Annotated in this window: 24 protein-coding genes, 1 tRNA gene and 1 other annotated feature; of the genes, 20 read left to right on the top strand and 5 right to left on the bottom strand. The window is 29.9% G+C overall.

The window, feature by feature from the left end:
- Positions 1-130: 130 nt before the first annotated feature.
- The 6 genes from JOC62_RS05715 to JOC62_RS05690 all read left to right on the top strand — a co-directional run bounded on the left by JOC62_RS05715 (position 131) and on the right by JOC62_RS05690 (position 6346).
- A complete protein-coding gene (locus JOC62_RS05715) occupies positions 131-1057 on the top strand; it encodes an ABC transporter permease (protein ID WP_204594263.1) in 927 nt (308 codons plus the stop codon).
- A 13-nt stretch (positions 1058-1070) separates the two neighbouring features.
- Positions 1071-2012, top strand: a complete 942-nt coding sequence (locus JOC62_RS05710; RefSeq protein WP_204594262.1) for an ABC transporter permease — start codon at positions 1071-1073, stop codon at positions 2010-2012.
- 15 nt (positions 2013-2027) lie between these two features.
- Positions 2028-3035, top strand: a complete 1008-nt coding sequence (locus JOC62_RS05705; RefSeq protein WP_204594261.1) for an ABC transporter ATP-binding protein — start codon at positions 2028-2030, stop codon at positions 3033-3035.
- A 1-nt stretch (position 3036) separates the two neighbouring features.
- The gene (locus tag JOC62_RS05700; RefSeq protein WP_204594260.1) at positions 3037-4023 is read left to right on the top strand and encodes an ABC transporter ATP-binding protein; all 987 of its coding nucleotides are present in this window, start codon (positions 3037-3039) and stop codon (positions 4021-4023) included.
- A 51-nt stretch (positions 4024-4074) separates the two neighbouring features.
- Positions 4075-5751 (top strand): peptide ABC transporter substrate-binding protein, encoded by a 1677-nt coding sequence (locus tag JOC62_RS05695; RefSeq protein ID WP_204594259.1) that lies wholly within the window; start codon positions 4075-4077, stop codon positions 5749-5751.
- 100 nt (positions 5752-5851) lie between these two features.
- Entirely contained in the window at positions 5852-6346 is a 495-nt protein-coding gene (locus tag JOC62_RS05690; protein ID WP_204594258.1) for a GNAT family N-acetyltransferase, read from the top strand.
- A gap of 39 nt (positions 6347-6385) precedes the next feature.
- Here JOC62_RS05690 and dapB read toward each other — a convergent pair whose 3' ends face one another.
- Genes dapB through JOC62_RS05675 form a run of 3 tightly spaced genes read right to left on the bottom strand, consistent with a single transcriptional unit; the run spans position 6386 to position 9046 of the window.
- Positions 6386-7141: a 4-hydroxy-tetrahydrodipicolinate reductase gene (dapB, locus tag JOC62_RS05685; protein WP_204594257.1), complete on the bottom strand. Its 756-nt coding sequence runs from the start codon at positions 7139-7141 to the stop codon at positions 6386-6388.
- 17 nt (positions 7142-7158) lie between these two features.
- Positions 7159-8037, bottom strand: coding sequence for a 4-hydroxy-tetrahydrodipicolinate synthase (gene dapA / locus JOC62_RS05680; RefSeq protein WP_204594256.1), 879 nt, complete (start codon positions 8035-8037; stop codon positions 7159-7161).
- A gap of 19 nt (positions 8038-8056) precedes the next feature.
- Positions 8057-9046 (bottom strand): aspartate-semialdehyde dehydrogenase, encoded by a 990-nt coding sequence (locus JOC62_RS05675; protein ID WP_204594255.1) that lies wholly within the window; start codon positions 9044-9046, stop codon positions 8057-8059.
- A gap of 208 nt (positions 9047-9254) precedes the next feature.
- On the opposite strand from JOC62_RS05675, the gene JOC62_RS05670 reads away from it, so the two are divergent.
- The 3 genes from JOC62_RS05670 (at position 9255) to hslO (ending at position 11235) form a co-directional block, all read left to right on the top strand.
- Positions 9255-9506, top strand: coding sequence for an alpha/beta-type small acid-soluble spore protein (locus JOC62_RS05670; protein WP_204594254.1), 252 nt, complete (start codon positions 9255-9257; stop codon positions 9504-9506).
- 97 nt (positions 9507-9603) lie between these two features.
- Complete coding sequence (locus JOC62_RS05665) at positions 9604-10350, top strand: class I SAM-dependent DNA methyltransferase (RefSeq protein WP_204594253.1); 747 nt, start codon at positions 9604-9606, stop codon at positions 10348-10350.
- A gap of 3 nt (positions 10351-10353) precedes the next feature.
- Positions 10354-11235 carry an Hsp33 family molecular chaperone HslO gene (hslO, locus tag JOC62_RS05660; RefSeq protein ID WP_204594252.1) on the top strand — a complete coding sequence of 294 codons (882 nt, stop codon included), beginning with the start codon at positions 10354-10356 and terminating at the stop codon, positions 11233-11235.
- A gap of 48 nt (positions 11236-11283) precedes the next feature.
- Here hslO and JOC62_RS05655 read toward each other — a convergent pair.
- Positions 11284-11358, bottom strand: a tRNA-Cys gene (locus tag JOC62_RS05655).
- A 112-nt stretch (positions 11359-11470) separates the two neighbouring features.
- Here JOC62_RS05655 and JOC62_RS05650 point away from each other — a divergent pair.
- Positions 11471-12115, top strand: a complete 645-nt coding sequence (locus JOC62_RS05650; protein ID WP_204594251.1) for an HD domain-containing protein — start codon at positions 11471-11473, stop codon at positions 12113-12115.
- Positions 12116-12216: 101 nt separating this feature from the next.
- On the opposite strand, the gene JOC62_RS05645 is transcribed toward JOC62_RS05650, so the two are convergent.
- On the bottom strand, positions 12217-12918 hold the full coding sequence (locus tag JOC62_RS05645) for a DUF6873 family GME fold protein (RefSeq protein WP_204594250.1): 702 nt from the start codon (positions 12916-12918) through the stop codon (positions 12217-12219).
- A gap of 144 nt (positions 12919-13062) precedes the next feature.
- Between JOC62_RS05645 and ytxC the strand changes: the two genes are divergently transcribed.
- The 10 genes from ytxC to JOC62_RS05595 all read left to right on the top strand — a co-directional run.
- A complete protein-coding gene (ytxC, locus tag JOC62_RS05640) occupies positions 13063-13941 on the top strand; it encodes a putative sporulation protein YtxC (protein WP_204594249.1) in 879 nt (292 codons plus the stop codon).
- 204 nt (positions 13942-14145) lie between these two features.
- Entirely contained in the window at positions 14146-14667 is a 522-nt protein-coding gene (infC, locus tag JOC62_RS05635; protein ID WP_204594248.1) for a translation initiation factor IF-3, read from the top strand.
- 22 nt (positions 14668-14689) lie between these two features.
- Entirely contained in the window at positions 14690-14887 is a 198-nt protein-coding gene (gene rpmI / locus JOC62_RS05630; protein ID WP_024614980.1) for a 50S ribosomal protein L35, read from the top strand.
- 27 nt (positions 14888-14914) lie between these two features.
- Positions 14915-15274, top strand: a complete 360-nt coding sequence (gene rplT, locus JOC62_RS05625) for a 50S ribosomal protein L20 (protein ID WP_204594247.1) — start codon at positions 14915-14917, stop codon at positions 15272-15274.
- A gap of 199 nt (positions 15275-15473) precedes the next feature.
- Positions 15474-16820 carry a TrkH family potassium uptake protein gene (locus JOC62_RS05620; RefSeq protein WP_204594246.1) on the top strand — a complete coding sequence of 449 codons (1347 nt, stop codon included), beginning with the start codon at positions 15474-15476 and terminating at the stop codon, positions 16818-16820.
- 12 nt (positions 16821-16832) lie between these two features.
- A complete protein-coding gene (locus JOC62_RS05615) occupies positions 16833-17501 on the top strand; it encodes a potassium channel family protein (RefSeq protein ID WP_204594245.1) in 669 nt (222 codons plus the stop codon).
- Positions 17502-17514: 13 nt separating this feature from the next.
- The gene (locus tag JOC62_RS05610; RefSeq protein WP_204594244.1) at positions 17515-18297 is read left to right on the top strand and encodes a TrmH family RNA methyltransferase; all 783 of its coding nucleotides are present in this window, start codon (positions 17515-17517) and stop codon (positions 18295-18297) included.
- Between the two features lie 43 nt (positions 18298-18340).
- Positions 18341-18562, top strand: a binding site (T-box leader).
- A 62-nt stretch (positions 18563-18624) separates the two neighbouring features.
- Complete coding sequence (pheS, locus tag JOC62_RS05605) at positions 18625-19644, top strand: phenylalanine--tRNA ligase subunit alpha (RefSeq protein WP_204594243.1); 1020 nt, start codon at positions 18625-18627, stop codon at positions 19642-19644.
- Positions 19645-19676: 32 nt separating this feature from the next.
- Positions 19677-22058, top strand: a complete 2382-nt coding sequence (gene pheT, locus JOC62_RS05600; protein ID WP_204594242.1) for a phenylalanine--tRNA ligase subunit beta — start codon at positions 19677-19679, stop codon at positions 22056-22058.
- A 191-nt stretch (positions 22059-22249) separates the two neighbouring features.
- A partial coding sequence (locus tag JOC62_RS05595; protein WP_204594241.1) for a cell division protein ZapA occupies positions 22250-22744 on the top strand: 495 nt, incomplete at its 3' end.

Raw genomic sequence — 22744 nt, 5'->3', positions numbered from 1 at the left:
TTTATTATTATATTAATAAAAAGAAAGCTGTAAGCTTAACATTATCAATTGACAAAAGGCATAGATATAATATAATTATTAATAAATATCAAATGTATATATATGTAAAAATGAATAGGGGGTTTTAAAAATGCTAAAGTACATAGGGAAAAGAGTTTTTACTAGTATTTTAACAATATGGGTAGTTGTAACGCTAACATTCTTTCTGGTAAGAGCAATGCCTGGTGGGCCATTTGATGGTGAGAAAATCACAGCTGAAATGAAGGCGGTACTAAATGAAAAGTATGGATTAGACAAGCCATTAAGTGAGCAATATGCAATTTATATGAAAAATTTATTAAAAGGAGACTTGGGAGAATCATTAAAGTATAGGGGAAGAAGTGTAAATGAAACTATAGCATATTCATTCCCTAAATCAGCAAAGCTTGGGTCAGTGGCAATTATATTCTCTCTTATTGCTGGAACATTACTTGGGGTAGTTTCAGCACTTAAATCTGGAAAGTGGCCTGATAAGGTATGTATGTTTATATCAACTCTCGGAATAACAGTACCGAGCTTTGTAATAGGAGCTATATTAATATATTTCTTTACAGTTAAATGGGGATTACTTCCTCCTGCTGGATTAAATGGACCAGAGACTTATATAATGCCGGTAATAGCACTTGCAGGAAGCTCTATGGCATTTATAACTAGACTTACAAGAAGCAAGCTTATAGATGTCTTAAAATCTGATTATATAAGAACAGCTAAAGCTAAGGGATTAAATAGTAGAGTAGTTATCTTCAAGCATGCTTTAAGAAATTCACTTATACCTGTAGTTACGTATCTTGGACCATTAGTTGCATCAATACTTACAGGATCATTTGTTGTTGAGAAAATATTTGTAATACCTGGTCTTGGTAATGAATTTGTATCAACAATTACAAATAGAGATTATACAGCTTTACTTGGGGTTGTTGTGTTCTTCTGTACATTAATTGTAGTGTGTAATTTATTAGTTGATATTTTATATGTAGTTATTGACCCAAGAATAAAACTTGATAATGTAGAAGGTTAAGGGGGTAAAGTGTATGGAAAATTTGGGATTTGATAAAAGTATGTTTACTCCTGTATCACAAGAGGAGAAAAAATTTGAAGAAAATGTGAGACCAAGTGTTGGATATTGGAGTGATGCTTGGAGGAGACTTAGAGCAAATAAAGTAGCATTAGTTTCGTTGATAGTAATAATAGTATTAGTTTTACTTGCAATAATAGTTCCAATAATATCACCTTTTGCATATGATGCTCAAATAGCAGGATCAAAAGATTTAGGACCTAATGGAACACACTTTTTTGGTACAGATAAGCTTGGGAGAGATCTATTTGTAAGAGTTATGATGGGTGCGAGATATTCATTAATTATTGGAGGAGCCGCTGCTGTAATAAACTTATTTATTGGAGTTATATATGGTGGTATATCAGGCTTCTTTGGTGGAAAAATTGACAATATTATGATGCGAGTTGTTGATTGTCTATATTCAATTCCAACAACAATATATGTTGTAATAATTATGGCGGTATTAAAGGATACCGCATTTGACCAAACTGGAATACTAAGTATTATATTAGCACTTTCAATATCATATTGGGTTGGAATGGCAAGAATAGTAAGAGGAGATATACTTCAACTTAAACAACAAGAATTTGTACTTGCTGCTAAAACATTAGGGGCATCAAAGAAAAGAATTTTATTTAGACATTTAATACCTAATTGTATGGGTTCAATCATAGTTACAATGACACTTTTAATACCACAGGCTATATTTACTGAAGCGTTTTTAAGCTTTATTGGACTTGGTCTAAATGCACCACTTGCTTCATTAGGTACATTGTGTAATGATGCAATGCCAGCAATATATACAAAGCCATATCAGTTATTTTTCCCAGCAGTTATGATATGTTTAATAATACTTTCATTTAATATGCTAGGTGATGGACTAACAGAAGCATTAGATCCTAAACATCAAAGATAGGGGGAGTTTAAAAGTATGAGTAAATTATTAGAAGTAAAAAATTTAAGAACCTCCTTTGATACACATTTAGGTGATGTACAGGCGGTAAGAGGAGTTTCGTTTTATGTAGATAAAGGAGAAGCACTTGGAATTGTTGGAGAATCAGGATGTGGAAAATCAGTTACAATGATGTCGATAATGAAATTATTATCAGAAAATGCAAATATACAAAGTGATGAAATAATATTTGATGGAAATGACATAAGTAATTATGGAGAAAGAGAAATGGAGAAGATAAGAGGAGAAAAAATGGGAATGATATTCCAAGATCCTATGACATCTTTAAATCCATTATATACAATAGGTAACCAATTAACAGAACATCTTATGAAGCATAAGGGAATTTCTAAAAAAGAAGCTTGGGAAAAAGGAATAGAGATGCTAGATTTAGTTGGAATACCAAGTCCAGAAAGTAGAATGAAGCAATATCCACATGAATTTTCAGGTGGTATGAGACAAAGAGCTATGATAGCTATAAGTTTAATTTGTGAACCAAATTTAATCATTGCAGACGAGCCAACAACAGCACTTGATGTTACAATTCAAGCACAAATACTTGATCTTATGAAAAGCTTAAAAGAAAAGCTAAACACATCAATTATACTAATAACTCATGATCTTGGTGTTGTAGCAGATCTTTGTTCAAGAATAAATGTTATGTATGGCGGAATAATTGTGGAGTCTGGAACTGCAGAGGATATTTTCTATAGAGGAAAACATCCTTATACTTGGGGATTGCTTAGAAGTGTTCCAAATCCACTTAGTGAACTTAAAGAGAAACTTATACCAATAGATGGTCAGCCCCCAGATCTTTTAAAACCACCTACTGGATGTCCTTTTGCTGATAGGTGTGATTATACAATGAAAATATGTATGGAAAATCAGCCACCATTATTTAAGGTTGACAATGGACATGAAGCTGCTTGTTGGCTATGTCATGAAAATGCGCCAGAGGTTAAAACATCTATAGGGAGGGAAGGCTAATATGGAAAAGCATAAAGATGTAATTTTAGAAGTTAATAATCTTTGCAAGTACTTCCCAGTTAAAAAAGGGATATTTGAAAAGAAGAGTTATGTAAAGGCTGTTGACAATGTTTCTTTTAGTATAAAAAAAGGAGAAACTTTAGGTCTTGTTGGAGAATCAGGGTGTGGTAAAACTACAACTGGTAGAAGTATATTAAAATTATATGAGCCAACTAGTGGAAATATAATTTTTAATGGTGAAGATATAACAGGAAAATCTGAAAAGGAAATGATTCCTTTAAGAAGGAAGATGCAAATGATATTTCAAGATCCATATGCATCTTTAAATCCAAGAATGACTGTTGGCGATATTATTGGGGAAGCAATAGATATTCACGGATTATATAAAGGCGCGGAGAGAGAAAATAGAATAAGATATTTGCTTGATAAAGTTGGATTAAATGGAAGTCATATAAATAGATATGCACATGAATTTTCAGGAGGTCAAAGACAAAGAATTGGAATCGCAAGAGCACTTGCAGTTGAACCAGATTTTATAGTTTGTGATGAACCAATTTCTGCTCTCGATGTTTCAATCCAAGCACAGGTAATTAATATGTTAGAGGATTTACAAGATGAACTTGGATTAACTTATCTTTTTATAGCTCATGATTTATCAATGGTTAAGCATATATCAACACATATTGGGGTAATGTATTTAGGACAAATGGTTGAAAAAGGACCTAGTGATGATGTTTATTTAAAACCAAAACATCCATATACTAAAGCACTTTTATCAGCAGTTCCTATACCAGATCCAGATATAGCAAAAGCAAATAAAAGAATAGTTTTAGATGGAGATATTTCATCTCCTATAGATCCTGAACCAGGATGTAGATTTAAAGGTAGATGCAAATATTCTAAGGATATTTGTAGCAATGAAGATCCTATACTAAGGGAAATTGAAAAGGATCATTTTGTAGCTTGTCATTTATTCAATGAAGAATAATTCATTATCAAACTGATAATTTATTATAACTATATAAAAGGGGGATAAAAAATGAAATTAAGTAAAATTAAAAAACTTTGTGCTGTTGCATTAGCAATTTCACTAAGTGCATCAGTTTTCGTTGGGTGTGGGGGATCAGATAAAGGTGGATCTTCAGCAGAGCAAAAACTTACGTATAATATTGGGGCCGTTGTAGAAACTATAGATCCAGCTCTTAACACAGCAGTTGATGGATCAACAGTTATTGGAAATGCTTTTGAAGGTCTAGTTAGACTAGATGAAAATGATAAAGCAATTCCTGGAGTAGCAAAAGAGTGGAAGATATCTGATGATGGGTTAACTTACACATTTACATTGAGAGATGATGCTAAATGGTCAGATGGACAGCCTGTAACTGCAAAAGATTTTGAGTATGCTTGGAAAAGAGTATTAAATAAAAAGACAGCAGCAGAGTATGTATATCAATTCTGGTATATAAAGAATGCAGAGGAATATTATAATGGAAAAGCTGAAGAGAAAGATTTAGGAATTAAAGTTGTTGATGATAAGACTTTAGAGGTTACATTAAATGCTCCAACTCCATATTTTATAGAACTTATGGCATTCCCAACTTATATGCCTGTTAGAAAGGATGTAGTTGAAGCAAATGGAGATAAGTGGAGTCTTAAACCAGAAACTTATATTTCAAATGGACCATTCAAATTAACAGATTATCAAATGAAAGATTCTTATACTTTTGAAAAGAATGAAAATTATTGGAATAAGGATGATATAAAGCTTGAACAATTAGTTTATAAGATGGCTACTGATGAAACAAGTTCTTATGCATCATTAGAATCAGGGAATTTTGATATGATTTCAAATGTTCCAGTTGAAAGAATTGAAGATGGAAAAGAAAAGGGACTTGTACAAGTATTCCCTAACTTAGGAACATATTTTGTATGTGCTAATGTAGGAAATAATTCAGATAAATTAGATAAAGAAGTTCAAAAAGCTCTTGGTAATAAGAAGGTAAGACAAGCGCTTTCATTAGCAATAGATAGAGAAACAATAGTTAAAGATGTAACTAAAGCAGAACAAGTACCATCTGCTAGCTTTGTTCCATCAGGTGTTAAAGATCCGGATGGAAAAGAATTTAAAAATAATAAATTCGATCCTTTAAAGCTTGAAGATAATATTGCAGAAGCTAAAAAATTATTAAAGGAAGCTGGGTATGAAGATGGAAAAGGACTTCCACAATTAGAATTAATGTATAATTCAGAAGGTGGACATAAGGCTATAATGGAAGTTATTGAACAAAACTGGAAAGCTATTGGCGTTAATGTTAAACTTACAAATCAAGAATGGGCAGTATTCTTAAATACAAGACAAAATGGTGATTATCAAATAGCTAGACATGGTTGGTCAGCTGACTATACAGATCCTATGACATTCTTAGACATGTGGGTAAGCGGAAATGCAGATGACAAAAATAGCTGGGGTAACAATGATGCTCACTTCTCAAATAAGGAGTATGATGAGCTAATTAAGAAAGCTAAAATAGAATCAGATAATAAGAAGAGATTTGAATACATGAAGAAGGCGGAAGAAATTTTATTAGAAGAAATGCCAATTATGCCTATATATGATTATACTAAAGTATATGGTGTACAATCATATGTTAAAGGATTTAGAGCTTCAACTCTTGGTCAAGTTTACTTTGATAAAGCATATATAGAAGCACATTAGTTAAAAATAAAAAGCTAAAGAAGATATCTTCTTTAGCTTTTTATTGCATAAATCATTATATATATTATTAAAATATATATGGGAGAGGGGGGAGAGTTATATGAGAATTATAAGATTAGATAAAAGATATACTAGAGAACTATACAATCTATTTTATGCTTTAGACCATGAAAGTGAGTTTATGCTATTTGAAGAAGGGGAAAGAAATATAACGGAAAAGCAGGTAGAAAATATTTTATCTTCGCCAGAAAGTGAAGGGGTTGCAATAGGTGCAATAGTGGATGGAAAACTTATTGGATATTTAACTTGTTTTAGAGGGCAATATAAAAGAATAAGACATACAGCTTATAATGTTATTGGTATAAGATCTGGATTTAGAGGAAAGGGTATAGGGACTAAATTATTTAGAGAATTATTTATATGGGCAAGAGAAAATGAGATAGTTAGACTTGAACTTACAGTTATATGTAATAATAAAGCAGGAGTTAAATTATATAAGAATATGGGATTTAAAATAGAGGGAATAAAAATGAAAGCTTTTTTAAAAGATGGAGTGTATTTAGATGAATATTATATGGGAAAAATATTAAATTAAAAAAAGATGGTAGAAAAATTCTACCATCTTTTAATATATTTATAATCCAATTACGTCATCCATGTTATATAGTCCAGGTTTAGTAATCTTACCCATATATTCACATGCTTTTAATGCTCCTACTGCAAATACTTCTCTTGATATTGCTTTATGAGTTAATTCAATAACTTCACCTGTACCTGCAAATATCACATCATGATCACCAACGATTGATCCGCCACGAACTGCATGAATTCCTATTTCTTCTTTTTCACGTTTGTGTGAACCTTCTCTGCCATATACATATTTAGTATCTTCTTTTAAAGAATCTCTTATAGTATCAGCTAAAAGAAGAGCAGTTCCACTTGGAGCATCTACTTTTTGATTATGATGCTTTTCTATGATTTCTATATCATAATTTCCATATAGAAGAGGTGCTACTTTCTTTAATAATGAATTTATCAAATTAATTCCAAGCGACATGTTTGCAGATCTAAATAGAGGAAGAGTTTTGCTCTTTTCATCTATAAGCTTTAAATCTTCATCTGAAAAACCAGTTGAGCATATTACAAGTGGTTTTTTAGTTTTCTCTGTTAATTCTAATAAACCATTTAAAGCATCAGCTCTAGAAAAATCAAGTAGTACATCATACTCTATATTTACATCTATAGGCTTTTCAAACACTTTATATGGTAAATCCTTTTTAGGAAATCTATCTATACCAGCAACTATTTCAAGATCGTTAAAATCTTTTGATATATTTGTTATAACAGTTCCCATTTTACCTGAGCAACCATTTAATATTACTTTAATCATATAAGTATCTCCTTAAATTACATTAATTTATATTTTTTTAATGTATCTTCAAGACTGTTTTTTAGAGTTTTATCCATTTCATATAATGGAAGTCTTAAAGGACCTACATTTAATCCCATTAAGTTAAGAGCAGTCTTAACTGGTATAGGGTTAGTTTCTAAGAATAATGAATTTGCAAGCTCTAAAGTATCTATTTGAATCTTTGAAGCTTCATGACACTTCCCATCTAAATACATTCTTGTCATGTTATGAACTTCTTTTGGTATTACATTTGCAAGAACAGATATAACACCGATACCTCCAAGAGACATAATAGGTATGATTTGATCATCATTACCTGAATAGATATCTATAGAGTCTCCGCATAAAGCTTTCATTTTTGCTACTTGGCTTAAATCTCCACTAGCTTCTTTAATAGCAACAACATTTTTAAGTGCTGAAAGTTCTTCTAAAGTAGATGGTTTAATATTCATACCAGTTCTACTTGGAACGTTATATAGAATTATTGGTATATTTATAGCATCGTTTATAGCTTCAAAGTGCTTTAATAAGCCCTTGTGATTTGTTTTGTTATAGTATGGAGTAATTACAAGAACAGCTGAAGCACCAACACTTTCTGCGTATTTACTCATATCTATTGAAGCTTTAGTGTTATTTGAACCAGTACCAGCAATTACTGGTATTCTACCATTTATAACATCAACTGTGAATTTTATTACTTCTTTCTTTTCATCTAAAGACATTGTAGTGGCTTCGCCTGTTGTTCCACAAATAACTATAGAATCTGTTCCTTCTTTTACATGCCATTCTAGAAGTTCTTTTAATTTATTATAGTCAACTCCGTTTTCTGTGAAAGGTGTAACTATAGCAACACCTGAACCTTCAAAAATTGTCATATTAAAAATCCTCCAATTCTTATTTGTCCTTAATCATTAATTCAGCAATTTGGACAGCATTTAATGCAGCACCTTTTCTAATATTGTCAGCAACAACCCAAAGGTTTAATCCATTATCGATACTAAAATCTCTTCTTATTCTTCCAACAAAAATATCATCTTTATCTGATGCTTCAAGAGGAGTAGGATACTTAAGGTTGTCTACATCATCATAAACTACAACTCCTGGTGCAGCTTCTAAAACTTTAACTACATCTTCAAGCTCAAATGAATTTAAAAGTTCTACATTAATACTTTCACTATGTGAATTTAATACAGGAACTCTTACAGTAGTAGCAGTTACTTTTAAATCATCAAGATGAAGAATTTTTCTAGTTTCATTTATCATTTTCATTTCTTCTTTAGTGTATCCATTTTCTAGGAATACATCTATATGAGGTAATACATTACCTACTATTGGTTTAGGGAATTTTTTAGGTGCCATTCCCTTCATTCCATCTTCTAAATCCTGTATTGCTTGCATTCCTGCACCAGATACGGCCTGATAAGTAGAATATACAACTCTCTTTAAACCATATTTATCATGTATAGCTTTTAATACAGGCATGGCTTGGATTGTAGAACAGTTTGGGTTAGCTATAATTCCATTATTCCATTTTATATCCTCAGGATTTACTTCAGGAACAACTAAAGGAACTTTAGGATCCATTCTCCAAGCACTACTATTATCTATAACTACAGCACCATTTTTGGCAAAAATAGGAGCGAATTCTAAACTTGTATCTCCACCTGCTGAAAATAACGCAAAATCTAAATCTTTAGATTTTATGTTTTCTTCGCATGTTTCTTCTACTACGTATTCTACTCCTTTAGAATTTATTTTTTTACCTGCTGATCTTTTAGAAGCAAAAAGATAAAGATTTTTTATAGGAAAATTTCTTTCTTCTAATATACTTAATATTTTTCTGCCTACATTACCAGTAGCCCCAACTATTGCAATGTTATACAAATTAATCCCTCCAATACTTTTTCTATAATTGTATTTATACAATAACTATAAGGATTTATTAAAGAAATATCAAGAGTTATGAAAAAAATAGCAAGAAAAAATAGAGTGTTAAAAAACTTTTCACATAATTATATTAGTTCCTTAATAGAATAATACATTTTTTATTTTTTTATGGATAAAATAAAAAATAAAGATGGGAGTGAATGATATGAGTAAAACACCTTTAAAAAAAATTATAAAATCTAAATTAAAATCAAACAAAGAGCTTACAGATGCAGAAAAATTAAGAGAAAAAATAAAATATGAAATTGCAGAAGAATTAGGTCTTAGAGATAAGGTTGATGAAGGTGGCTGGTCTGCACTTACTGCTGAAGAAACAGGGAGAATAGGTGGTATAATGACAAGTAGGAAAAAAAAGCTTCATATACCAACAAACGATGAGATATTAGGAAGAAAATAATTAATAATAATAAATTTGTAAGTAATTAGTTTGACTAAATCTAGAATTGATTATAATATAAATGGTAGTGTTTTTATAAAGCGAATGGGGGAGTTTTATGGCATATGGTGAATTTGCTAAAATATATGATGAATTAATAAACGAAGATATAAACTACGATGAAATAGCACAAAGAGTTAGAGATATATCAAATGAATATAATATAGAAAAGATAGATTATTTAGATTTAGCTTGTGGAACAGGTAATGTTTCTATTAGAGTAGCTAAAGATTTTAAAAACTCATTTGCAGTAGATCTTTCAGAGGACATGTTAAGAGAAGCCTTTGAAAAATTTAAAAAAGAAAGAATTAAGAGTAGAATAGTATGTCAGGATATGACGGAACTTACATTGAATCATAAATTTGATTTAATAACTTGCGTACTAGATTCTACTAATTATATATTAGAAGAAGAAGACCTTAGGAACTATTTTAATGGAGTAGTCAATCATTTAAAGGATGATGGGATATTTATATTTGATATAAATTCTTATTATAAATTATCTACTATATTAGGTAATAATATATACACTTATAATTCTGAGGATGTATTTTATTCATGGGAAAATACATTTGAAGATGAAATAACAAATATGTTTTTAACTTTCTTCATTAAAGATGGTGATCTTTATGAAAGATTTGAAGAAGAACATTTTGAAAGAGCATATAAAGAGGAAGATATAGAAAGAATACTAAAAGAATGTGGACTATGTATATTAGGAAGATATGAAGGGTATTCAGAAAATAAAGTACTAGATTCTTCAGAGAGAATATTATATGTAGTTAAAAAAGAGATGGAGGGATAACTTATGAAGGATAAAATTATTAGAGGTACTGCTAAAAATGGAATGGTTAGATTTATAGGAGGTATCACTACAAATTTAGTTAATGAAGGAACTTCATTACATGAATGTACGCCAGTTGCATCAGCAGCACTTGGAAGAATGTTAACTGCATGCTCACTTATGGGAGTTCAGCTAAAGTCAGATAAAGAAGCTATAACATTAAAGATTGATGGCGGTGGAGAACTTAGAGGAGTTACAGTAACTGGACATTCAGATGGATCGGTTAAAGGATTTATAGGAAATTCAAGCGTAGATTTACCACTAAAAGAAAATGGAAAGCTTGATGTAAGTGGAGCGGTTGGAATTAATGGATTACTTTATGTAATAAAAGATATGGGATTAAAAGATCCATATGTAGGACAGGTTCCTATATATACAGGAGAAATAGCAGAGGATTTAGCGTATTACTTTACTGTATCAGAACAAACTCCGTCAGCCGTATCACTTGGTGTTTTAGTTGATAAAGATCTTTCAATAAAAGCTGCGGGAGGATTTATAATTCAAATGATGCCAGATGCAGATGAATTATTAGCCGATATAATAACATATAGACTTCAAGAAATGAAGCCAATAACAACACTTATTGATGAAGGTATGACTATAGAACAAATCATTGAAGAAGTGTTTGAAGATATGGAACCTAGAATATTAGATAACATTGAACCACAATATAAATGTGATTGTTCAAAGGAAAGAATAGAGAAGGCATTAATAAGTATTGGTGAAGAAGAATTAAGAAATATCTATAATGATGGAAAAGATGAAGAGATAGTGTGTCATTTCTGTAATAGGAAATATAAAGTAACTCATGACGAAATCGGTGAGTTATTAGAAAAGTGTAAATAAAAAAGATAAAAAGATGAGAGCTGTGATTAGCTCTCATCTTTTTTTGTTTGGAGGCGCCACCCAGATTTGAACTGGGGAATAAAGGTTTTGCAGACCTCTGCCTTACCACTTGGCTACAGCGCCTTATAGTTATAGTATATTCGGTTTTGAAAAAAAGATTACAAAATTTTTTAGTAATATACATTTTTTCTATAAAAATGGTTAAAATAGTTTTGGTGAAAGGAGTAGAGTTTAAATGCCTAAATTAAAAATAAAAGATATTGAACATAGTTTGCTTTATGATAAAAAACCATCTGAATATTTTAATGAATTATTCAGAGAGGAAAAACTCAACGAAGAACCACTTAATGAACTTAAAAAATTATATGATATCCCCCAATCAGAAAAACATCATCCTGAAGGAAATGTATGGAATCACACTATGATGGTAGTGGATAATGCAGCTCATTATAGAGAGTATGCAAATGATAAAAGAGCATTTATGTGGGCTGCCCTTTTACACGATATAGGTAAGATAAAAACTACTAAGCTTAGAAAAGGAAGATGGACTTCTTACAATCATGATAATGTAGGTTATGATGAAAGCGATTTATTTCTTAAAGGTATAGGATTTACTGATGAAATTTTTATAAAAAAAGTTCAAAATTTAATAAAATATCATATGCATTTTTTATATATAACAAAAAAATTACCATTTGGAAATGAAGAGAAAATGGCAAAAACAGTAGATGTTAATGATATTACATTAGTGTTTTTATGTGATAGATTAGGTAGAGGTGGATTAGATAAAGAGGATAAACTAGATATAATTGCAAGCATGCATGAGTTCTTAGAAAAATATAGAGAGAATGGGACTAAAAATTTAAATTTTATTAAGTAGGTTATTTAAAAATAAAAAAAGCTATAAAATAAAAAAAAATATAGCTTTTATTATTCAAAATTGAAACATTTTAAATATGAGAACGTACTATATAGAGAAGCTTATAGAGTTAATATGCTACCCCTATCTATTAGCTTAGAATCTGATAAATAAACAGGTTTAATATTATGCTTTTTTAAGAATGATATAACTTGCGAACCATATTTATAATGTTTTAAATTACCGAAAAAAGCTATTTTACTATCTCCGATCATGCCACCTGTGCCACCTATAAAACCGTAATCTAGTCCTTCAAGGATAATATCACCAGGTGGAATTAATAGAACATCATAATTTTCTTCTATTAAAGTATTATATATTATTTTATCAGATGTTATGAAAGCTTTATCATAAATGTTTAAAACTGAACATTTTGTATATCCTTGAGTTACGTTTAGTAGCTTTTTCATGGTGCAATTTTCTAATATATTTTTATCTGTATATTTAAGGTTATGCATTAGAAAATTATCAGTTATTAAAGCGTTTAAAATTATATCATTAGGATATTTACTATTTAATGAATTTTTAGAAAGAATGAAATTGATTGAAAAAAATTTCAATTTATTTAAAAAAGATTCTTCAATATTTTTATGAACTATTATTGTTTTACTTTTTTTATCTAAGATATTTAATTGAATATCTACATGTCCATCAATAGCGTCATAAAGGAGTATGGACTTTGGCACCTTTATAGGTTGAACTCCTTGTCTTTTTAAGTTTAATATTTCAATGTCAGTTGTCCTATAGTCAACAAAAGAATACATAAATGCCCTCCTAAATATAAATATATACTTAAATTACTACTAATATGCTAAAAAATCAATAAAACTAGGAAGTTTTACAAAATGATTAGTAGTATAGGTGGGTTACATTTAATACATACTATTACTAAGAAGGGAGTGAAATCTATGCTTGTACTGAAGTTAGCGTATATGGGAGAATTAGACTTTATAAAAGAGTTGCAAGAATTGAAAACCCTACTAAAAAATAAAGAAATAGTAATAGGTTTAGTTGAAAAGATTGAAGGTAAGACTCATCTTGTAAAAGTTATGTGTGATGAAGAGTGTTATAGTGATGAAGTTTTCGAAAAAATTAAAATATATATAAGTGAAGTATTATATGGAATAGTAATTAAAAACTATAAAGAAAAAGAATTATTTGAGTTTTTAACAGATACTTACTTTTTCTTAAAACAAGATGAAATATTAGAAGTTGAAAAAAATATTATGGATACGTTATATAGACGAAGAGGCATTAAGGATGAAACTAGTGTGTATTGTGAAAATAAGATAAATAAAATAGTTTCAAAAATAAAGAAATGCTTAGAAGAAAAGAATGAGCTTAATATAAATGGGTTTATAACATTTAGAATGAGAGAACTAAGAGATGATATAGAAAGAGTTATAGATAAAGTAGTAGAGAAGTATATGGTGGAAAAGGAATACAGAGAATTTATAAAATTACTAAAGTATTTTGTAGATATACAAGATAGTAAAGTTGAAAGGGTTGATATTATAATCCATAAAGATGGTGGATATAATGTAGTAGATGAAAATAATAATGATCTTTTTGATGAGTTTATGAATGAGTTAACTGATTGTAAATTAGGCGTGGATGCAAGTATAGAAGATGTAATAATAAGTGGTCTTATAACTAATGCTCCAAAAAAAATTAAAATTTATAGAAAAAAATACTGTACAAATAAAGAATTCATTGATACAATAATAAATGTCTTTGGCGAACGAGTAGAATTTGTTAATGAATATGAAGTTAATAATTTGTTGTAGAATTCTAAAGAAAAGTGTTGACAAAGATAAATAAAAATAGTAAAATAACTCATGTAAAGAAGAAACAGCCGTTTCTCACCTGCAACGCTTCGTGGAAAGTTGTTAGTAAGGTTTAGTTTATTTAATGAATTTGATTATTGATTAAACAGGACGGCTTTATGCCGTCCTTTATTTATATGTATATTTAAATGTTAAAACCCGGAGGTGGAAGCTATTAGTAAAAATTATATAATTAACGAAAAGATTAGAGATAGAGAGATAAGAGTAATCTCTAAAGATGGAGAGCAACTTGGTATATTACCAACTAAAGAAGCCCTTAACATGGCAGAAGAGAGTGAATTAGATTTAGTGATGATATCACCAAATGCTAAGCCACCAGTTTGCAAAATTATGGACTTAGGTAAGTTCATATATGAGCAATCAAAAAAAGAAAAAGAAGCTAAGAAGAAACAAAAAGTTATTAATATCAAAGAAATCAGAGTAAGTCTTACTATTGAAGAAAATGATATTGCAATTAAAGCTAAAAAAGCAAGGAAGTTCCTATTAGATGGAGATAAAGTTAAAGTCACTGTAAGATTCAGAGGAAGAGAAATGCAATTAGGCGATATCGCCCAAAAGATTCTTGATAATTTCTTAGGAAAGCTTGATGATGTTTGTATCATGGAAAAGCCAGCTAAGAGAGAAGGAAGAAACATGACTATGATTTTAGGCCCAAAAAAGGCATAACTTTTGAGAGGAGGATTTTATCATGCCAAAAATGAAGACACATAGAGGTGCAGCAAAGAGATTTAGAAAGACAGGTACAGGAAAACTTAAGAGAGCTAAAGCTTTCAGAAGCCACATCTTAACTAAGAAAAGTTCAAAGACTAAGAGAAAACTTAGAAAAGGTGGATACGTATCAGTAGCACAAGAAAAAGTAATCAAGAAATTATTACCATACCTATAAGAGTTTGGACGCAGGAGGTTTTGTTAAATGGCAAGAGTTAAAAGAGCAGTTAACGCTCGTAAGAATCATAAAAAAGTATTAAAGCTTGCAAAAGGATACTACGGTGGAAAGAGCAAGTTATTTAAGACAGCTAATGAATCAGTTATCAGAGCATTAAGAAATGCTTATGTTGGTAGAAGATTAAAGAAAAGAGATTATAGAAGATTATGGATAGCTAGAATAAATGCAGCTACAAGAATGAATGGTCTTTCATACTCAAGATTCATGAATGGAATGAAGTTAGCTGAAATAGACATAAACAGAAAAATGTTATCAGAGATCGCTATAAATGATCCAAAGGCATTTGCTGAATTAGTTGAAGTAGCTAAAAAACATATAAACGCTTAATTTAAAAATGCGACTTAGGTCGCATTTTCTTTATATATACAGAAAAAATAAAGGGAAATGTTTCATGTTTATAGAATGTTAATATAGATATAATAATACTTTAACAAGTAGATAGTAAAATTTAGTTGCTAATATTTTATATTAGATTGTTTATAATAAATATTAGATATCATTAGATACAAACCGTTGAGGTGATTAAATGAAAAAATTTTCAATAAAAAAATTAAGATTAAGTGGAGTACAAATATTAGCACTAGGATTTATAATAGTTATCCTTATAGGAGGGATACTTTTAAGCTTACCAATTTCATCAGCAAATGGGGAGAGCACAAATTTTTTAGATGCGTTATTTACTTCAACTTCGGCTGTATGTGTAACAGGTCTTGTAACTTTGGATACGGGAACACATTGGAATGAATTTGGTCAGATAGTTATAATGCTTCTTATTGAAGTTGGGGGACTTGGATTTATGTCTTTTGCAACTTTTATAGCGGTATTGTTGGGCAAAAAGATAACCCTAAGAGATAGATTACTTATGCAAGAGGCTATGAATACATTTAATATTCAAGGATTAGTTAGAATGGTAAGGTATGTCTTAGGTTTTACCTTTTCAGTGCAATTTTTTGGAGCACTTTTATTATCTACGCAATTTATTCCGCAATTTGGATTTCTAAAAGGAATCTATTTTAGTATATTCCATTCAATATCAGCTTTCTGTAATGCGGGTTTTGATTTGTTTGGAGGATTTAGCTCAGTTACTGCATATTCAAGTAATGCTGTAGTATTACTTACTATAAGTAGTTTAATTATAATAGGTGGACTTGGTTTTACTGTATGGCTTGAATTATATAATTACAGAGGTCTTAGGAAGTTATCTGTACATTCAAAGATAGTAATATTAATTACAGTGGTACTATTAATTGGTGGAACTATATTAATGTATCTATTTGAAATGAATAACCCTCAAACTATAGGAAATATGGGATTCGGAGATAAGATGCTTAATTCTTATTTTGCTTCAGCGTCACCAAGAACTGCTGGATTTAATAGCGTATCTACAGATGGGATGACGAATTCAGGAAAGTTCCTAACTATAATATTAATGTTTATTGGTGGATCACCAGGATCAACAGCAGGTGGACTTAAGACAGCAACATTTGGTATAGTTATTTTAACTGTTATATCAGTTATAAGAGGTAGAGAAGATACACAAGTTTTTGGTAGAAGATTTTCAAAAGAGTTAGTTTATAAATCATTTGCTCTTTTAATAATAGGTATGGCTCTTGTTATAGGAGTCTCTATGTTATTATCTATTACGGATCCAAATGAATCATTTATAAATATACTTTATGAAGCAACATCGGCCTTTGGTACAGTTGGACTTACAACTGGAGTTACTCAAAGATTAAGCACAGCAGGAAAAATAATAATAATGATAACAATGTATTGTGGTAGAGTTGGACCTATGACTGTAGCTTTAGCATTTTTAAGAAATAAGAAAAAACAGACACATAAATATCCAGAAGGAAAGATTTTAATTGGTTAGGGGATGAATTAAATGGTAAAGAAGCAATTTGTAATTATAGGTCTTGGAAGATTCGGATCATCAGTAGCTGAAACTCTTTATGGACTTGGAAATGATGTTCTTGTTATAGATAAGGATGAGGATTTAATTCAGGATATATCTGATAAAGTTACTCATGCAGTTCAAATGGATGCAACAGATGAGGGTGCACTTAGAACTTTAGGACTTAGAAACTTTGATGTTGCAGTTGTAACTATTGGATCTAATATACAGGCTAGTGTTATGGTTACACTTTTAGTTAAAGAACTTGGTGTTAAATATATAATTGCTAAGGGAAATAGTGATTTACATGCAAAAGTATTATATAAGATAGGTGCAGATAGAGTAATATTACCTGAAAAAGATATGGGAGTTAGAGTAGCCCATAATTTAGTTTCAGAAAGTATTTTAGACTTTATTGAATTATCACCAGATTACAGTATTATGGAAATAGAAGCACCGGAAGAATGGCAGAATAAGACTATAAGTGAATTAAAGCTTAGAAGTAAATATGGAATTAACGTTATGGCTATAAAGAGAGATGATGAGATAAACCTTTCTCCTCCAGCAGATTTCATAGTTGAAGGTAAAGATATATTTGTTGCGATAGGTTCTGCTGAAGACTTAAGCAAGTTAGAAGGTATGATAGTTAAATTTAACTAATGAGGTGCAGAATTTGATTTATATAGAAAGTAAAGATAACGCTATATATAAAGAAACAAAAAAATTAAAAGATAGAAGAAATAGAAACAAACAAAAAAAATATTTAATAGAAGGTTTTAGATTAGTAGAGGAAGCCCTTAAAGCTGGAGCTAATATAGAAACTATATTTTGTTTTGATGAATTAGAGAATAAGACAACAGAGCTTATAGAAAAATATAATTATAGTGGTAAAATATTTAAGTTAAATAGAAGTTTGTTTTTAGAGATTTGTGGAACAGAAAATCCACAAGGAATTCTTGCAGTAGTATTAATGGATAGCAATGATAAATTATTAAATGGTGAGTTTTATCTACTATGTGATAAAGTTCAAGACCCTGGTAATCTTGGAACTATAATAAGAACGGCACATGCAGCTGGGATTGATGGGATTATATTAACAAAAGGTACAGTTGATATATATAATGATAAAACAATAAGATCTACAATGGGATCTATGTTTTATATACCAATAATACAAGACGATGATTTTAGTATAATTAATGATTTAAAAGAAAGAGGATTTTCATTAGTAGCTACTTCATTAGAAGGGAAAAATGACTTTTTTGATGAAGATTTAACTGGTAAGATAGTTATAACAGTAGGGAATGAAGGTAACGGAGTATCCGATGAAATTTATAATATATCAGATAAAAAGGTAAAAATACCTATGCCAGGAGGAGCGGAATCATTAAATGTAGGAGTAGCCACTTCTATAATTCTTTATGAAAGAGTTAGACAAATAAGAAGACTATTGTAATTTTAGAAAATAATATGTATAATCTAAAGTATAATTTTAAATTAATAAAGCGTTGATCAAGAGAGTAGGTATAATTAGTTTTTTTAGGGAGAAATGGCCATAGACTGTAAGCTGTTTTAAAAACGTTATATTGAAGTTCACTTGGGAGTTCTAACTATGAATTTAAGTAGTAGTTAGCGGGTAAAATCGTTAAATTTACGAGTTGGGTCTATTTATTTTTGTATTAGACCAATTAGGGTGGTAACGCGGATAATCCGTCCCTTGTTATAGGGGCGGTTTTTTTTATGTAAAATTAATTTGGAATTGTTAAGAAAGGAGAATTTTAATATGCAAGAACAATTAAAAAATATTCAAGAAGTAGCATTAAAAGAAATAACAAATGCTAAGACTTCTTCAGAAATTGAAGAAATAAGAGTAAAGTACCTTGGTAAAAAAGGAGAGCTTACAACTATACTTAGAGGTATGAAAGATGTATCAAAAGAAGAAAGACCTTTAGTAGGTAAGATGGTTAACGAAGTAAAGGCTGCTCTAGAAAATGATATAGAAAAAATTTCCAGGGAAATAAAAAATAGAGAAAAAAATGAAAAGTTAGCTAATGAGGTAATAGATATTTCTCTTCCAGGAAAAAAGAATAGATTAGGAAAGAGACATCCATTAGACTTAACTCTTGAAAGTATGAAAGATATATTTGTTTCAATGGGATTCACTATTGAAGAAGGACCAGAAATAGAACTTGATAAATATAACTTTGAAGCTTTAAATATACCAAAGGATCATCCAGCTAGAAGTGAGCAAGATACATTCTACATAAATGATAATCTTGTTTTAAGAACTCAAACTTCTCCAGTTCAAGTTAGAACTATGGAAAATCAAAAGCCACCAATTAAGATGATCTCACCAGGAAAAGTTTATAGATCAGATGATGTTGATGCAACACATTCACCTATATTCTATCAAATGGAAGGGTTAGTAATTGATAAAGGTGTTACATTTGCAGATCTTAAAGGAACACTAGAATTATTTGCAAAGAAGATGTTTGGGAATAAAGTTAAAACTAAATTTAGACCTCACCATTTCCCATTTACAGAACCTTCAGCAGAAATGGATGCAACATGCTTTGTTTGTGGAGGTAAAGGATGTAAAGTATGTAAAGGAAGCGGCTGGATTGAAATATTAGGTTGCGGTATGGTTCATCCTCAAGTACTTAGAAATTGTAACATAGATCCAGAAGAATATTCAGGATTTGCATTCGGATTTGGTGTTGATAGAATGGTTATGCTTAAGTATGGTATAGATGATATAAGATTATTATACGAAAGTGATATGAGATTTTTAGATCAATTCTAAAATATTTTAGTTTAAAAACAGGAGGTAAGAAAATGAAAGTACCATATAGTTGGTTAAATGATTATGTTGATATAAATGTAAATGCTACAGAACTTGGAGATTTATTAACTCTTACAGGATCAGCATTAGAAGGAATAATAGTTCAAGGAGATCTTATAAATAGAGTTGTTACTTGTAAGTTTAATTCTATTGAAAAACATCCAGATGCAGAAAAGCTAAATGTATGTCTTGTTGATATTGGAGAAGATGAAGAGCTTCAAATAGTAACTGCTGCAACAAACATGAAGGTTGGAGATATTGTACCGGTTGCCCTTCACAAATCAACATTAGCAGATGGAACAGAAATTAAAAAGGGAAAACTTAGAGGGATTGTTTCTAATGGTATGTTCTGCTCAGAAGCTGAACTTGGACTTAAGGGAGAAGATGAAGTTGATGGACTTATGATTCTTCCATCAGATGCTCCTTTAGGTGTTGAAATTAAAGAATATTTAGGTCTTAAGAAAGAAACTTTAGATTTTGATATTACATCAAATAGACCAGATTGCTTAAGTATGGTAGGGATGGCAAGAGAAACAGCTGCAACTCTTAGAACAATATATAAGATGCCAAATATGGAGTATAAAACTACTTCAAATATAAATATAAATGATGAATTAACAGTTGAAGTTAAGGACTCTTTATGTAGAAGATATATGGCAAGAGGCGTTAAAAATGTAAAGATAGGACCATCACCTAAGTGGATGCAAGATAGACTTTTAGAAGCTGGTGTTAGACCTATAAATAATATAGTTGATATAACTAATTTTGTAATGCTTGAAATAGGAGAACCTATGCATGCATTTGATAAAAGAGAAATTAAAACAAACACTATAGTTGTTGAAAAAGCTTTAAATGGAGAGAAGTTTATAACTTTAGATGATTCAGAAAGAGAATTAGATGATACAGTTTTATGTATTAAAGATGGAGAAAGACCTGTAGCTCTTGCTGGAATAATGGGAGGACAAAACTCAGAAGTTAAAGAAGATACAACTGAAATAATATTTGAATGTGCAAATTTTGAAGGAACTAATATAAGAGTAAATTCTAAAAAACTTGGAATCAGAACTGAAAGTTCCTCAAGATTTGAAAAAGATATTGATCCAAATTTAGCAGAACTTGCTTTAAATAGAGCTTGTGCTCTTGTTTGTGAATTAGGTTGTGGAGATGTTATGGAAGGAACAATTGATGTATATAACGAAGTTAAAGAAGTTTCAAGTATATCAGTTGATTCAAAGTGGATTAATAAATTCCTAGGAACAAACATATCAAAAGAAGAAATGAAAAGATGTTTAAACTCAGTAGATTTAAATACTGAAATAAATGGGGATAATTTAGATATAACTATCCCAACATTTAGAATAGATATTGCAATTAAGGAAGATATAGCTGAAGAAGTTGCAAGAATATACGGATATAATAATATTGAAGGTACTATATTTAAGGTTCAAACAGAGAGAGAGCCAAAATATAGAAAAGAAATATTGGATGATAAAGTTGTTGAGATAATGACAGCAAGTGGATTAAATCAATCTATTAGTTACTCATTCATATCTCCAAAAGCTTTTGACAAAATAGTTTTACCAGAAGATAGTGATTTAAGACGTGTAGTTACTATAAAGAATCCTTTAGGAGAAGATTATAGTGTAATGCGAACAACTACTTTAGCTTCAATGATGGAATCACTTGCGAGAAACTATTCAAGAAATAATAGCGAAGCATATCTTTTTGAAATAGGTAAAGTATATATTCCTTCAGAAGATCCTACAGAACTTCCAATAGAAAAGAATATACTAACTGTTGGTATTTATGGAGAAGTTGATTATTTAAATCTAAAGGGAATAGTTGAAAATTTAATTGATGGTTTAGGGGTTAAAGGAGTTAAGTTCTTAAGAGAATCTGAAAATCCAAGCTTCCATCCAGGAAAAACTGCAAAACTTATTGTTGGAAGAAAGACAGAAGCAGGAGTATTTGGAGAAGTGCACCCTGATGTTAATGAAAACTTTGGAATAGAAGTTCCATGTTTTGTAGCAGAAATAAATTTAGATGCTATATATGATAATGCTGAACTTGAAAGAAAGTATAAAGTATTACCTAAATTCCCAGCAGTTACAAGAGATATTGCTCTTTTAGTTGAAGAAGCAATATTAGTTCAAGATATTGAGGATACAATAAGAAAAGCTGGCGGAAATATAGTTGAAAAGGTAGAGCTTTTCGATATATATAGAGGTGAGCAAGTTGAAGAAGGTAAAAAGAGTATTGCTTATGCTATAGTTTATAGAAATGAATCAAAAACTTTAACTGATAAAGAAGTAAATAAGGTTCATGATAAAATATTAAGAGCTCTTGAGCATAAACTAGGAGCAATATTAAGATAGAAAAATGTCTTAATATAATTAATAAAATGACGAAAATTAAAAGGGTTAATCACATTTTGTGACTAACCCTTTTTATATCATAAAAATTATTAAAAATTAATTACCTTTTCACTTTACATAATTGTGCAATCCTTAAATATCCAATATAATTAGTATAAGAGGAATTATTATATTTTAAGAGGTGGAGTAGTATGATAAGAATTACAGTTAACATAAATGGTGTGGATTATAACCTAAAGGGAAAAGAGAGTGAAGATTATTTAAGAGATATTGCTTCATATGTAGATGAGAGAATAAAAGAAATATTAGGTAAAAACCCTATGCTTAGTATATCACAAGCATCAGTACTTGCAGCTGTAAATATTACAGATGAATTATATAAATCAGATAATGAGATTAAGAATTTAGTAAGTATAAAAAATAATATAGAAAATGAAAAAGGGACTCTTTTTAAAACTATTGAGGAATTAAAGAGTAATATAACAAGATTAAAAGAAGAAAACATTAATCTTAAAGAGAGTAAAGACAGTGCAATAAATAGATTAAAGGATGATCGGGAAGCATTATTAAAAGAACTTAATGAGATTAAAGAAGATAGAAATAAATTAAAGTCTGATATTTCTAATTTTATAAATAATATAAAGAGTAAAGAAGTTGAAATATCAAAATTAAAAGAAGAAAATAAT

It is taken from the genome of Clostridium sardiniense, assembly GCF_016907995.1.
In the GTDB taxonomy this organism is placed as follows: Bacteria; Bacillota; Clostridia; order Clostridiales; family Clostridiaceae; genus Clostridium; species Clostridium sardiniense.
This window is presented reverse-complemented; position numbering and strand designations above follow the sequence as displayed.

Bases quoted from the DNA above. Each gene is read 5' to 3' on its own strand.
- JOC62_RS05715 (WP_204594263.1), top strand. From the start codon at position 131: ATGCTAAAGTACATAGGGAAAAGAGTTTTTACTAGTATTTTAACAATA.
- JOC62_RS05710 (WP_204594262.1), top strand. From the start codon at position 1,071: ATGGAAAATTTGGGATTTGATAAAAGTATGTTTACTCCTGTATCACAA.
- JOC62_RS05705 (WP_204594261.1), top strand. From the start codon at position 2,028: ATGAGTAAATTATTAGAAGTAAAAAATTTAAGAACCTCCTTTGATACA.
- JOC62_RS05700 (WP_204594260.1), top strand. From the start codon at position 3,037: ATGGAAAAGCATAAAGATGTAATTTTAGAAGTTAATAATCTTTGCAAG.
- JOC62_RS05695 (WP_204594259.1), top strand. From the start codon at position 4,075: ATGAAATTAAGTAAAATTAAAAAACTTTGTGCTGTTGCATTAGCAATT.
- JOC62_RS05690 (WP_204594258.1), top strand. From the start codon at position 5,852: ATGAGAATTATAAGATTAGATAAAAGATATACTAGAGAACTATACAAT.
- dapB (WP_204594257.1), bottom strand. From the start codon at position 7,141: ATGATTAAAGTAATATTAAATGGTTGCTCAGGTAAAATGGGAACTGTT.
- dapA (WP_204594256.1), bottom strand. From the start codon at position 8,037: ATGACAATTTTTGAAGGTTCAGGTGTTGCTATAGTTACACCTTTCACA.
- JOC62_RS05670 (WP_204594254.1), top strand. From the start codon at position 9,255: ATGAGTAAAACACCTTTAAAAAAAATTATAAAATCTAAATTAAAATCA.
- JOC62_RS05665 (WP_204594253.1), top strand. From the start codon at position 9,604: ATGGCATATGGTGAATTTGCTAAAATATATGATGAATTAATAAACGAA.
- hslO (WP_204594252.1), top strand. From the start codon at position 10,354: ATGAAGGATAAAATTATTAGAGGTACTGCTAAAAATGGAATGGTTAGA.
- JOC62_RS05650 (WP_204594251.1), top strand. From the start codon at position 11,471: ATGCCTAAATTAAAAATAAAAGATATTGAACATAGTTTGCTTTATGAT.
- JOC62_RS05645 (WP_204594250.1), bottom strand. From the start codon at position 12,918: ATGTATTCTTTTGTTGACTATAGGACAACTGACATTGAAATATTAAAC.
- ytxC (WP_204594249.1), top strand. From the start codon at position 13,063: ATGCTTGTACTGAAGTTAGCGTATATGGGAGAATTAGACTTTATAAAA.
- rpmI (WP_024614980.1), top strand. From the start codon at position 14,690: ATGCCAAAAATGAAGACACATAGAGGTGCAGCAAAGAGATTTAGAAAG.
- rplT (WP_204594247.1), top strand. From the start codon at position 14,915: ATGGCAAGAGTTAAAAGAGCAGTTAACGCTCGTAAGAATCATAAAAAA.
- JOC62_RS05620 (WP_204594246.1), top strand. From the start codon at position 15,474: ATGAAAAAATTTTCAATAAAAAAATTAAGATTAAGTGGAGTACAAATA.
- JOC62_RS05615 (WP_204594245.1), top strand. From the start codon at position 16,833: ATGGTAAAGAAGCAATTTGTAATTATAGGTCTTGGAAGATTCGGATCA.
- pheS (WP_204594243.1), top strand. From the start codon at position 18,625: ATGCAAGAACAATTAAAAAATATTCAAGAAGTAGCATTAAAAGAAATA.
- pheT (WP_204594242.1), top strand. From the start codon at position 19,677: ATGAAAGTACCATATAGTTGGTTAAATGATTATGTTGATATAAATGTA.